The following is a 13,899-nucleotide window of genomic DNA, read 5'->3' on the forward strand; positions in this document are numbered from 1 at the left end:
TGCCTATCGACATCCAAATTATATAGCTCGATTCTCTTTCCATCTTGATTCATAAGAAATTTCCATTTTCCCTCTCTCATTGCCAACGACGGACTACGGTTCTTGCCTTTGGGATAACTAAAAAAATCATTCCGACCGTACTCCCAAAATAGTGGTCTAGCACGATCAGATGCCGTTTCTAACCAAACGTCAGTTCGATCCACACCGTCTATATCTTGTACATCAGCAATATTAACTCCGGCAAGCCGACAAAATGACGGAAGCAAATCAACGGCTGAAACCAAAGAAGTACTATCCACCTGACCTGCCTTAATTCGTGATGGCCACCGAATTAAAAATGGCATATTCACCCCTCCTTCGTAGAGCGATAATTTACTACCACGCAAACCAGCAGATCTGCCCTGTCGAAAATTCGGCAACGGTCCATTATCACTTGTAAATATAACGATGGTGTTGCTGTCAATACCTAAATCCACTAAGCCTTTCATTAGGCGGCCAATTTGTTTGTCGTATTCATTTAAAACTGCTATAAAACTTTCTTCTGATTGGCGTTTTTCTGGAGACCTACCATTTTCGTCATCACCGCTTACCCATGGGGTATGTACGTCATCCGTCCACAGATTGACGTAACATGGTTTTCCTTTCTGCTCCTTTAAGAATTCTAAGGTTCTATCTACAAAGTAGGCGGTACGATTCCAGCGTTTAATACTATCCTTATCACTCCAAATCCAATCGCTGCCCGTTATCAGGGGATCAGGGTCCGGGCTCTCATAGGTACTTGACCAAACCTCGAAACCATATTTGTCAAAATTTGGAGCATTACGTACATCGCGGCCTCCTCCCATGTGCCATTTTCCGAAGTGTCCGGTTGCGTATCCCGAAGCACTTAACAACTTCCCAATGGAGGGAATATCCGGATCTAAAAAATCGACCTGCTCCTTTCGCTGGTTATCCAACTTAGAATTAAGAAATGTGGTAAAGTGTATTTTTGCTGGAAACTGACCAGTAAGTATTCCAGCTCGCGAAGGAGAACATATCGGCGAAGCTGCATAATAATTTGAGATCCGGAGGCCTTCTTCGGCGATCTTATCGATATTCGGTGTATTATATCTCTTGGAAAAAGCACTTATATCGCCTAATCCTAAATCATCTGCTAATATAAGTATGATATTAGGCCTTTGTTTTTCTTGAGCCGACGCGGCCGAAGCCAAACTAATAAAAAAAATAACAGCAACGCAAAAATGTCTAAATCTTAAATCGGGTATTCTAACAAGAATTGAACTATCCATAAAAATTAAGTTTGTATAGAGGCCATAAATAAGTCCACCTTCAAATCCAGTAACAGCTTGTTTTCAATAAAATAAGCTTTCAAAATTTAAAGCGATTAGTTTGTCGTGGTAATTAGCATATTCTTAGATCTATCTTTAAATTTACGAATTTTTCTCGAATTCACTATCCAAAGTTTTTCCTCCAAAAATCAATGGCTTCTATATTACCCCTCTATAATACCATGACATTTATGAAAAAATAATGCTTATTTTTATAAAAAGATTTGGCATGAAGATTCTCTCTCCTACTGAAATAAGTGAACTCGAGTTTCAAACGATGAATCGTCAGAATGTCTCCTCGAGGGAGTTAATGGAGCGTGCTGCTCGAGTTATTTTTCAAAAAATACAACAATGGGTAGGAGAATGTAGTTGTCATTTTACTCTTTTTTGCGGACCTGGCAATAACGGCGGGGACGGCCTGACACTTGCCTGGATGTTACAGAGCACTGGTCATACAATCGATGTGTTTCTTGTAGACCACGATCGATATAGTGAAGAAAACCAGTACCGACAGAATATTTTAAAAAATAATGGTACCTGCATTGACCAGTTGAAGCTCGATGAAAAAATAAACATCCGTAATGGAAGTATAATTATTGATGCTTTGTTTGGACAAGGCTTGAAGCGTCCATTGAATGAAAATTGGAGTAACTTCATTCAACAAATAAACAACTTATCAAACTCCATAATTTCAATTGACGTACCTTCCGGACTATCAGCTCATCATTCAAATAATTTGAAAGTGCTTACGGTGCATGCCACACATACCTTTTGTATTTCTTTTCCGACATTAAACGTGTTGTTACCTGAAAACGCCAAATCGAGCGGAAACATTAGTATTATCGACATCGGTTTAGACAAACTTGCTTGGGAGACATTTGAAACTACGTTTTATTATACTTGTAGGGAAAATGTAACCATGATCCCCCAAGTGTTAAACAAATTCTCCCATAAGGGCACTTTTGGACACGCCCTAGTTGTCGGGGGCAGCTACGGTAGCATTGGAGCAATGACTTTGTCTTGTCGCGCGGCACAGCGAACCGGCTGTGGTATTGTCACTACATATGTTCCAAAATGTGGATATGATATTTTACAATCTACCTGTCCTGAAGCACTAGTCCAGACTGACAATTCAATGAATGTAATCCATCATTTCAAATTTAATCCTAATGATTACGATGCAATCGGTCTTGGAATGGGCCTTGGACAACAAGCCAACCAAACCGACGCATTTTTCAACTTCATGTCATCGTTGGATCGTGAAAATTTGCGACCAAAATTCCTTTTTGATGCCGACGCCATAAATATTTTAGCCAAACTACCCGAACTACACGATCTGTTACCGCCACTAAGTATATTGACTCCACATCCCAAAGAGCTAAAACGTCTAATCGGGGATTGGTCGAACGACCTTGAAAAGTTAAAAATCGCAAGCAATTGGTGTACAAAATATAGGCAAATAATGGTAATAAAAGGGGCACATACGGCGGTATTACTCCCTGACGGGAATATCCACTTCAATTCGACGGGCAACCCTGGTATGGCAACAGCGGGTAGCGGGGATGTCTTATCAGGTATAATTACCTCATTACTTGCGCAGCGGTATCCCTCTGCTGAAGCTGCAATATTAGGCGTGTTTATTCATGGACTTGCCGGCGATCTCGCGGCGATCCAAAGCCATCCCAGAAGTCTTATAGCTTCGGATATCAGCGAACATATCAGCGAAGCATGGAAGCAAATAGCTCCTCACCAACAAAATATGTTCTAGACTCAGGATCAACAAGGTCCGCTACCGGAGATAAAAGAATATCTATTTCTCTCTTGTGTATCTAGCTTTGCGGCAACCATAACAAGCAGTGATTTTATCTATGGCGTTCACCATAAGTTTACGTTCCCAATTTTGTGTGGGGCATGTTCACGATTTATAAAAAAAATACGCCTGAACTTAAATAATTCAGGCGTATTTCTATTTATTAGCATTAGACATTACAATCTATTAATTCGGATATTTCGGAAGAATACCTCGGATCCATGCCCTAAGAATCCAATATGACCAGATTTATTTTTTAAGCCCGGATGGTCTTTGTGATCGGCTGTGCCGTTCACCGAGGCTTTTTCTAAATCTCCATCCAAGATAACTACTCCATTAAGAGTCACCTTTATTTTACTTCCTTGAACACGAATTTCTTGAGAATTCCATTCACCAATAGGTTTCATCCCTTCGCGTTTCGCAGGGATAATACCATAGGCTGAACCGTGGTATTGATATTCTTTCAGATTCTTATAAACTTCTGCATCGTTATCTAGAACTTGAATCTCAGTTCCTAAGTAGGCGGCATCCCCTTCTAAAGGAGTACGTATACCAATGCCATTATTCGCCCCAGGCGTTAATTTAAACTCGAAGCGATAGACGAAATCGCTATATTCATCTTTCGTATATAAATTCTTGCCAAATTTAGCATCTGGATTTGCACGAATATAACCTTCTGGAGTTACTTCGTAGGCCGGAGTCTCTGTCCATCTGTCTAAGTTAGTACCGTCAAACAACATTTCAAATCCAGCAGCCTTTTCTTCTTGATTTAAAGTATAAACTTCTTTGCGAGCGATTTCCTTCACGTAAATATCCCGATACCAAACACGAGAACCATGTGCTTGCAATTCGATTTGTTCAACAGGGAAAATAGACTGATTCCGATCCCAATAGTTTTCTAAGGTCACATTATCCACTACAAGTTCACCGTTTAACCAAACGGAAACCTTTTCACCGATCATACGTATTTTGAATGTATTCCATTCCCCAAGAGCATTGTCAGCTACTTTAAGGGGTGTAGCTGAATTCTTTTGGTTATTATACAACCCTCCAGACCCAACCTGTGCACCAACCTCTGTGCGAGAAATATCCCATATCTGAACTTGAGGTGTCCCTCGCAAATATACACCGGCGTCCGGCTCCTTACCGTTAGGATCAAGTTTCCAATCTACTAACATTTCAAAATCACCGTATTGTTTCACAGTAGCGATGTTATCGCCCTTACCGCTAAAAACAAGATCGCCATTTTCAGCACTCCAATTTGAGCGCATGTCCTTGTCGGCCGCAGCTTGTTTCGCCGACAATTCTTTCGGTGACATAGCAGCACGTTTAATTGGATTCTCTACCAAGCCTTTCCAACCAGTAAGGTCCTTCCCATTAAAAATTGACACATACCCCTCTCCAGACCGCATCTCCACCAGATGGCGTGTAATAGCTTCTTTAAGGTATGAACTTTCGCTCCCGCTCAGATTAGCATTTGCTTTTTCTAAAATACTTCGAACCTCACTACCGATGTACTCACTATTGTCCATAGCAATATTCATTGCCGTATTGGTCGCCGCATTTTTTAAATTGGCGTCGTCTAAATATTTAGCAGCGAAAACTAACGCCTGATAAGTCCCGGTAGTTTGTAAACTTCCTAAAACCTTTTGCTGCTGAGCAGGTGTAGAGGCTAATGAAAAGGCATCCTTCAAAAACAATGTTTTTTGTTCAGCCGTATTATCACTTGCATTAATTTGGCTGATTAACCCTTGAAAAATAGTGTCAAAATTAGCTGTTCCTTTTTCAGTGCGTGAAAGTTGAATTAATGTCGGTAGTGCTTCTGGTGTGCTCCAGTCAGATAATGCAGCTATCGCCTTGGCCTTCAGAGACTCATTCGAAAGATAATTTTTAACAGCCGTTAGAGATTCTTGCGTACCAATTCCTGCAAAGACTGGAAAATAATTAGCAGCTGAGGGGGCAGCTGAGCGAGAAATATTAGCCGCTAATTTCTGAACTTTAGCATCTTTATCAGCACTCGCGCTCAAAATTTGAACTAAAGAAGACTGTAAAGCGGGTGCATCTTGTTCATTAGCTCCCGAAAGCAAATTAACCACTGCGTCAAAATCATTCTCTAATACAACATTTGGTAATGCCGTTAATGCTGCTTTCTTGACAGCAGGATCGTCACTTTGAACCAATGGTAAAACAGCCTTAGAAGCATTGTCGTTGGTGCGCTTAGACAACACTTGCAATAATGCGAGCTGCGTCGCCGTATCTGCGGTAGGGAGAGCCGCTGTGACCGCATCAATCGTTGATTTATCTTTCGAAGTTAAGAGCAACGATATGATTGATTGCTTGATTTCATTATTCGCAGATGAAAGTTCTTTTATCAGTTCCGGAACATTAGATCCTTTAGATAGGCTCGACAATGCATTTAATCCCGCAATCTTTGATTTTGTATCAGATATACTCTGGACAGCCTTGCGAATTGTAGGAACATCACTCTCTTGGGCTTCATCGGCTAGATAAAGCAGAATACTTTCTTGAACCTCCGGCGATGCCTTTGCCAGCGATTTAATAAGCTTCTTTGTCTCAGACGCATCATCACGATTGGCTAAGAGATCGAGAGCCGCAGCCCGGTACAACGCATTTGAATTCGTTGCACCTTTCAAAAGTTGTTTGCGTGCCTTTCCTGGATTAATTTTCGTTAATAGCTTTAACGCACCGACCTGTAATGTTGAGGCCCCCGCCCGGTCAGCTTCTTTACTGATAGTGTTCGCCACCGATACAGCAAGTGATTGATTACCTCCCGCAGCTAAATTATTTGCATAGTTTAATGTTAAACCGCCAATATTCGTTTTATCAAACTGATAGTTAGCATTTTTTAATTTTTCTAAAAATACAGGGGCAGATTTTGCGCCAGCGATTTTACTTAAAGCCGTGAAGGCCCCGCGTTGCGCGTTTTCTGATTCATATTTAGAAAGGGTCGCAATGATTGCTTCCTCATCTTCTTTTGAACGCAAGTCTCCTAGGGCGGTAACGATAGCGTTAGTCTCTTTTTCAGTCCTCGCCTCAGCTAATGCTACAGACAGTGCCTTTGCCGCCTCCGGTGTGCGGATACCGTTTAACGCTAGTGCAGCCTTATCTACTAAATATTCATCTTTCAACAAAGGGACAATAGCCTGTATAGCCTCATTTTTAGACGATTGGTTCATAAGACGTAAGACGAATGCCTTGTTATCTTTATCTGTTAAGCGTTCTAGAGCGAGTACTAAACCTTTAGAGAACAATTCTCTCTGTGCCTCTTTACCCGATTGCATTACATAAAAAGAAAACGTGTTAGCTGCGTATTCAATTGCCGCGTTGTTTCCTCCTTGCGGTTGTAATCCGGAAAGCAAATTTGCAATATCTTCGGGAGTAAAGGTCTCTAGCTCCTTCATTGCTGATAGAAGCTTGGCTTGCTCTTGAGCTGGCTGCTGCGCTAAAACGTCTGCAATCTTGGTAGTAGATGTTCGATTGCCCGGTTGCTGCGCATAAGCCGATATTTGAAGTATCAGTAAAGCTGATAAGGTATTAAATACTTTTTTCATTGTCTGGTTAGATTGATTAAATAGTCCACGGACCGCGCATTGGCTGATTAATTAAACGATTTGCTCCTTCATCATTTACAAACTCCTGCTTATCGGAATCGAAATGAAGCGTACGGTTTAGTCGTAACGCAGACAGTCCAAGATTAACCAACGTTGCTGAATAGTATCCATTTTGTTCGTTTAAAGCAAATTTTTGTCTGGTGCGACATGCCTCTACGAAATCAGTCACCTGCGGCGCTGGATCAGGATATTGGGCAAGTTTACGTTCCATATTTGGGATATCGGACACGAATCCTTTATATAACTTCCCTTTTGGTCCTTCAATATAGGCTTGACCCTCTTCGGTCCCAGCACCGTCGAGAATTATTTGGCAACCATCCGCATAGGTATAAGTAATTTTCCGCCATGTACCTACTGCATCGGCATGTTGTTGCGGAGCGTCCACCTCAATTTTGATCGGACTCTCTTGATCTTTACCTAAAAAATATTGTACAGGATCCAAGTAATGCTGTCCCATATCGCCTAACCCACCTCCATCATAATCCCAATATCCACGAAACGTGGTGTGAACACGATGTGTACTATATGGCTTATGAGGCGCTGGCCCAAGCCACATATCATAATCGAGTTCTTTAGGAACGGTTTCCACTGGCAGATTCTCTTTACCCACCCAGTAAAACTTCCAATCGAAACCGGTATGCTTACTAATAGTAACCTTCAACGGCCAACCCAACATTCCGGTTTCCACTAATTTTTTTATTTTCTTTACCGGTACGTTCATACCGTAAAAGTTAGCATCGAATCGAAACCAAGTATTTAACCGAAAGATATTACCATGCTGAGCAACAGCTTCTTTAACCTTCTTACCTTCTCCAATTGTTCGCGTCATAGGTTTTTCACACCATATGTCTTTACCTGAACGCGCAGCCTCGACTGCCATAATTCCGTGCCAATGGGGAGGTGTAGCAATATGAACAATATCGACCTCACTATTTTGAATTAGTTCACGATAATCATGATGTTCTTTAACCCCACCACCAAGCGCTTTTTGCGCAAGCGCCAAATGCCGTGTATCTACATCACAAATAGCGACGGTTTTGGTTCCTGCATAATTAAAGTGTCCACGTCCCATCGAACCAACACCAATAACACCTTTGGTTAAATGATCACTTGGTGCTAAATATCCTTTCCCTCCTAGCACGAACCTAGGAACTATTGTAAAGGCGGCCGCACCAATCAATGACTTTTTGATAAAGTCACGTCTTGAAGTATCCTTTTCTTTCATTTTAAAATCTTGCATTAGTTAGTTTAGTTGAAGCCCGAAGTTAACATATTTTATATTCAATACCTAGATTGTCACATAATTGTTGATATTTTGGCGGTATATTGTCACTAATAATCATGTCTATTTTCGACAATTCAGCGATTTTTCCGAGACTTCTTCTATCGAATTTAGAGGAATCCGCGAGAACAATTGTTTTATGAGCCGATTCCATCATTTTGCGGTTTAAGAGCGCCTCTTGTGCATTGGTCGTCGTTATTCCAAACCCCCCATCTATACCATCAACGCCTATAAAGAGCTTTGAACAAAAGAAATCGCCGAGCAAATCCTCAGCATAACGTCCCATAATTGATGAAGATGACTTACGAACTGGTCCACCTAACTGGATAATATCAATACTATCATGTTTGATCAGTTCCAAAGTCACATTAATTGCAGAAGTAATTACTGTAAGGCCCTGTTGAGGAACAATTTGCTGCGCAAAAAACTGCATCGTTGTACCCGAGGCAATAATTATAGAGTCATTGGGCTCAACTAATTTAGCAGCTTGCTCGCCAATCCGTCTTTTTACCTCCGCATTGATCTGCGATTTCTCGTTGATCGATCTGTCTTTCTGATAAGGATTTATATTTGTCGCTCCTCCGTGAGTCCTAAACAACATGCCTGCATCCTCCAAAAACTGAAGATCTTTGCGAATCGTAACCGAAGAAACCTTCAATTGCTCACAAAGGCCAAGCACTGAAACATGTCCATCATTTTGGACTTGTTTTAAAATCAATTGATGACGCTCTACATTATTCATATTTTTTTAGCTGATATCTACAAAGATGTTTTAAAGATAAAAAATACCTTCGAAAACTTTCGTTTAATTACGTTTTTTATTAACTTCACTCAGTCGTTTATAAATTAATGAAAGAAATCAAAGTAAACACAGTGAATCTAGCGGTTTATTCGAGCTGAAATCAGTGATATACGCGAATCGAAGCTAAACAAAATACAGTGGAAGATTTTAATTAATTTAAAATTAAGACATATTTCTAACAGGAACTAGCGAAACGCAGGCGCATTCCTCACACCATGTTAATCGCTGAAGGTGTGTTTCCTGCATAATTTTTATGAATTTCAACCGCCGCCAAACGCTAGAGGGTTTAAAAGAAACACAATTGTGGGATATCGTGATTATAGGTGGAGGAGCCACTGGTTTAGGTACAGCAGTAGATGCTGCGACCCGAGGATATAAAACCCTACTTGTAGAAAAGTACGATTTCGCAAAAGGAACTTCAAGTAAAAGCACTAAATTAGTCCACGGCGGTGTACGCTATTTGGCCAATGGAGACCTAAAACTCGTATATTCGGCACTTAAAGAGCGTGGTTTAATCTTCCGAAATGCGCCACACGTTTCATTCGTACAATCCTTTATCATCCCTTGTTATTCCGTTGTTAGTAAATTAAAATTCTTAGTCGGATTGAAACTTTATGACTGGATGGCGGGTAAGTTACGTATTGGAAAATCGACCTTGCTGAGTAATCAGGAAGTCCTGCATAGACTGCCGCGCATTAAAACTAAAAAGCTTAAAGGCGGTGTCCAATACTTCGACGGGCAGTTCGATGATGCCCGTTTGGCAATTAATCTAGCACAAACGGCAGCGGAATCAGGAGCATCGTTAATTAACTATGCAAACGTTATAGCTATTCAAAAAGACGACAACGGTTTAGTGAACGGTATCCAATTTATAGATACAACAAATCAACAATCCTATACAGTAACAACGAAGGTGGTAATCAACGCTACCGGAATTTTCGTTGACGACATTCTGAAACTAGATACGCCAAGCCATAAGAACTTGGTTCGTCCAAGTCAGGGCACACATATTGTCGTTGACACCCAGTTTCTTGGAAATCAAGATGCTTTGATGATCCCAGAGACCAGTGATGGACGTGTTTTATTTGGCGTCCCATGGCACGAAAAGGTACTTCTAGGTACGACTGACACTCCTCTTGATGAGCATCAAATTGAACCTCGCCCATTAGAAGAAGAAATAGAATTCATTCTAAACACTGCGGATCAGTACCTGGAAAACGCCCCTAAACGTTCAGATGTATTAAGTATTTTTGCCGGCCTCCGACCATTAGCCGCGCCTACCGACTCGGATGGAAATAGTACCAAGGAGATCTCTCGTGATCATAAATTGATAGCGAGTCCGTCGAAACTAATCACCATTACCGGAGGAAAATGGACCACCTATAGAAAGATGGGCGAAGAAACAGTGAATTTGGCAATCCGTACAGCGAAACTAGATCCCAGAGAATGCAAAACTATGCATCATCCAATTTTTGGATTTACACATGACAAATATCCTGGACATTGGCAGGTTTACGGCACAAGTTATAACAGCATACAAGAATTGATGATGAGCCACCCTTCTCTAGCAGAGAAAATTCATCCCGCCTATGATTACAGGAAAGCAGAGGTGGTTTGGGCATGTAGACATGAGATGGCTGTTAAAATTGAAGATTTCTTGGCACGGAGAATACGCTTACTATTGCTCGATGCTCAAGCCTCTTTAATCGCCGCGCCTATCGTTGCACAAATAATGGCCACCGAGCTAGGTCACGACGAGGCTTGGATCGCCAGCGAGCTCGATGAATTCCGCTTATTAGTAAAAAATTATACTTTTTAAAAGAAATTAAGCATAACCTATAAACCATAACACAATGAAGAAAGAATTTATTTTAGCTTTAGACCAAGGAACAACAAGTTCAAGAGCAATTCTTTTTAACAAAAAAGGACAAATCGAGAACGTTGCCCAAAAAGAGTTTACCCAATTCTTCCCAAAGTCGGGATGGGTAGAACACGACGCCCAGGAAATTTGGTCGTCACAATTGGCCGTGTTGACTGAAGTAATTGCTAAATCAAAAATAAAATTAGATGCTATAAAAGCCATCGGGATTACGAATCAGCGTGAAACAACAATTGTATGGAATAAAAAAACCGGTAGTCCTGTCTATAATGCCATCGTTTGGCAGGACCGACGGACAGCGGAATATTGTGAGGCACTCATAAAAAAAGGACTGGACAAGACAATCCAAAAGAAAACAGGTCTTTTGATAGATTCATATTTTTCGGCGTCGAAAATAAATTGGATCCTTAAACATGTCCGGGGTGCACGCAAACTAGCTGAGAAAGGAGAGCTTGCGTTCGGCACCGTTGATTCATGGCTGGTCTACAACCTTACGAACGGCCAAAGACATATAACAGACGTCTCTAATGCTTCGCGTACACTGCTATACAACATACACACGTTAGAATGGGATCAAGAATTACTTGATATTTTTGAGATTCCCGAATCCATGCTCCCTCAAGTATGTAGTAGCTCTGAAGTCTACGGAGAAACCAGTACAGAACTCGGCGCTCGCCCGATCCCTATTGCGGGAATTGCAGGCGATCAACAAGCCGCATTGTTCGGCCAATTGTGTACGAAAAAAGGAATGGTTAAAAATACCTACGGAACCGGATGCTTCTTATTAATGAACATTGGTTCGAAACCCGTGATTTCAAAACATCAACTTGTAACGACTATTGCTTGGAAAATTGGCAAAGAAGTTAATTACGCACTTGAAGGTAGTATTTTCATAGGAGGAGCAGTCGTGCAATGGCTTCGCGATGAACTAGGCATCATCAAAAAATCCAGCGACGTGGAAAAACTGGCCTCAAGTGTTCCAGATACAAATGGCGTATACATAGTACCCGCATTTTCCGGCTTAGGTGCGCCACATTGGAATGCAGATGCGCGGGGAACAATCTTGGGATTATCACGAGGATCCAACGATGCACATATAGCGCGGGCTTCACTTGAAAGCATAGCCTATCAAACCTACGACATCCTCAAAGCAATGGAGAAAGACTCTAAATCGACGATCAAAGAACTTCGTGTCGATGGCGGAGCTAGTCAAAATAGCGTTCTTATGCAGTTTCAGGCGGATATTTTAAAAACAAATGTAATTCGCCCTTTAATAACCGAGACAACAGCAATGGGCGCAGCGTTCCTAGCTGGCCTTGCGGTCGGATTTTGGAAAGATATCAACGAACTCCAATCGCTATGGAAAGAAGACAAGACGTTCATCGTAAATCCCAAAGCGAAATATCAAAACCATTTAAAAGAATGGAAGCGGGCGACTGACACTGCAAAATATTGGGCAGAGAACAAATAAGTATTTATTATAAACTCGATATTATATTATGACACCATTTATTGCAGAATACCTTGGAACAGCCATGTTAATACTCTTAGGAGGAGGAGTCGTTGCAAATGTTTTGTTAAAAGGCACCAACGGAAACAACTCCGGATGGATCGTTATATCAACCGCATGGGCATTTGCTGTATTTGTGGGTGTAACCATAGCCGGCCCATACAGTGGAGCACACTTAAACTGTGCTGTGACACTCGCGAATTTTGCGTTAGGAAAATTAGACCTAGCCACTACCCTATCTTTTATGAGCGCACAAATTCTTGGCGCCATGACCGGTGCTTTTTTCGTATGGCTCGTATATAAAGATCACTTTGATCAAACCGATGATCCGAGTGCTAAGCAGGCAGTTTTTTGCACCTCGCCCGCCATTCGAAACCTTCCGATCAACTTAATTAGTGAGATTGTTGGAACCTTCGTTCTAATTTTTGCTATCCTACATTTTACCGAACCTGCCCTGGGTGACGATACACCCATTGGACTAGGCTCCGTCGGTGCGATTCCAGTAACATTCGTCGTATGGGTTATTGGTTTGTCATTGGGCGGTACGACCGGATACGCTATTAATCCGGCTAGAGATCTAGGTCCGCGAATAGTACACGCGTTCTTACCTATCAAAAACAAAGCAAACTTCAATCTATCATACGCTTGGGTTCCTGTCTTAGGGCCATTTATTGGGGCTTTATTGGCCGTTGGCTTATATCTACTCATCCATTAAATGAGTAAATAGGAATAAACCTGTGAAAAACAACACATCCCTGAAACTTTTTCAGGGATGTGTTGTTTTTCACAGTATATCGTTTGTTATGAGAAAATCAATGTTCAAAGTTCTGAATGCGATCAATAAAATGGTGTTACCCAGTTTGTCAAAAAAAGACCCTTCCAAACTCACCAAGTTGCAACAGGGTATCCTTGCTTACCGCTACTTTGTATTGACTCGTTCAATAGATTAAGAATCTCTACGGGAGGAGCTTAAAATAGTACCGTCAGATTTGATATGCATCTCAGTCTGAGGATAGGGAATAGAAATTCCTTTTTCATCCAATGCGACCTTAATTCTTTCTTGTATGCTATTATGGGTAACCCAATAATCGCCTTTGTTTATCCATCCACGAATCGTTAAATTCACGGAACTATCAGCAAGTTCACTTACGAAGATCTCGGGTTCCGGTGTCCCCAATATACGTGAGTCTTGCTCAATCAAAGCCGCAATTGTGTCTTTGGCATCTTTTATATTATCTTCATATGAAACACCGACGACAAACTGGAATCGACGAGAAATTATTCGTGAATAGTTTTTAATCACTGAATTTGCTAATGACCCATTCGGGCTGAACACTTTTATACCGTCTGCAGCCACTAGAGTGGTGTATAAAATATCTATTGCTTCTACTGTTCCTTCAGCTCCATTATCACTGCTGATATAATCATTCACATTAAACGGACGAAACAATAGTATAAGTACCCCGCCGGCAAAGTTTGACAAACTCCCTTGTAGAGCCAAACCTATCGCTAGACCGAAAGCAGAAAGCGCCGCGATAAATGATGTAGTCTGTATGCCTAAAGTATTTGCAACAGTCAGAATTAAAAGTATATAGAGTGTAAACTTTATAAGTGTGCTTACAAAGCTACGTATAGAAGGGTCTATATTCCTTTTTT

9 protein-coding genes are annotated in these 13,899 nt (G+C 41.2%); 4 read left to right on the forward strand and 5 right to left on the reverse strand.

Going from position 1 to position 13,899, the window contains the following annotated elements; translation table 11 throughout:
* Window positions 1–1,289: sulfatase-like hydrolase/transferase (locus HP439_RS12605; RefSeq protein ID WP_172390698.1), on the reverse strand; the 1,289-nt coding region annotated here is incomplete at its 3' end.
* A gap of 268 nt (window positions 1,290–1,557) precedes the next feature.
* Between HP439_RS12605 and HP439_RS12610 the strand changes: the two genes are divergently transcribed.
* Complete coding sequence (locus tag HP439_RS12610) at window positions 1,558–3,096, forward strand: NAD(P)H-hydrate dehydratase (RefSeq protein ID WP_172390699.1); 1,539 nt, start codon at window positions 1,558–1,560, stop codon at window positions 3,094–3,096.
* Window positions 3,097–3,314: 218 nt separating this feature from the next.
* Here the strand turns inward: HP439_RS12610 and HP439_RS12615 are convergent, their stop codons facing one another.
* The 3 genes from HP439_RS12615 to HP439_RS12625 are packed head-to-tail and all read right to left on the reverse strand — an operon-like array spanning window position 3,315 to window position 8,794.
* On the reverse strand, window positions 3,315–6,710 hold the full coding sequence (locus HP439_RS12615) for a DUF1080 domain-containing protein (protein ID WP_172390700.1): 3,396 nt from the start codon (window positions 6,708–6,710) through the stop codon (window positions 3,315–3,317).
* A gap of 16 nt (window positions 6,711–6,726) precedes the next feature.
* The gene (locus tag HP439_RS12620) at window positions 6,727–7,995 is read right to left on the reverse strand and encodes a Gfo/Idh/MocA family oxidoreductase (protein WP_172390706.1); all 1,269 of its coding nucleotides are present in this window, start codon (window positions 7,993–7,995) and stop codon (window positions 6,727–6,729) included.
* 40 nt (window positions 7,996–8,035) lie between these two features.
* Complete coding sequence (locus HP439_RS12625) at window positions 8,036–8,794, reverse strand: DeoR/GlpR family DNA-binding transcription regulator (RefSeq protein WP_172390701.1); 759 nt, start codon at window positions 8,792–8,794, stop codon at window positions 8,036–8,038.
* Window positions 8,795–9,107: 313 nt separating this feature from the next.
* Between HP439_RS12625 and HP439_RS12630 the strand changes: the two genes are divergently transcribed.
* The 3 genes from HP439_RS12630 to HP439_RS12640 are packed head-to-tail and all read left to right on the forward strand — an operon-like array spanning window position 9,108 to window position 12,958.
* Entirely contained in the window at window positions 9,108–10,673 is a 1,566-nt protein-coding gene (locus HP439_RS12630) for a glycerol-3-phosphate dehydrogenase/oxidase (RefSeq protein WP_172390702.1), read from the forward strand.
* A gap of 34 nt (window positions 10,674–10,707) precedes the next feature.
* Window positions 10,708–12,204 carry a glycerol kinase GlpK gene (gene glpK / locus HP439_RS12635; RefSeq protein WP_172390703.1) on the forward strand — a complete coding sequence of 499 codons (1,497 nt, stop codon included), beginning with the start codon at window positions 10,708–10,710 and terminating at the stop codon, window positions 12,202–12,204.
* Between the two features lie 28 nt (window positions 12,205–12,232).
* Entirely contained in the window at window positions 12,233–12,958 is a 726-nt protein-coding gene (locus HP439_RS12640) for an MIP/aquaporin family protein (RefSeq protein WP_172390704.1), read from the forward strand.
* A gap of 231 nt (window positions 12,959–13,189) precedes the next feature.
* Here the strand turns inward: HP439_RS12640 and HP439_RS12645 are convergent.
* Window positions 13,190–13,899, reverse strand: a 710-nt coding sequence (locus tag HP439_RS12645) for a mechanosensitive ion channel family protein (protein ID WP_172390705.1), incomplete at its 5' end; no start/stop codon positions are given.

Source organism: Sphingobacterium shayense, from assembly GCF_013179575.1.
GTDB lineage: Bacteria > Bacteroidota > Bacteroidia > Sphingobacteriales > Sphingobacteriaceae > Sphingobacterium > Sphingobacterium shayense.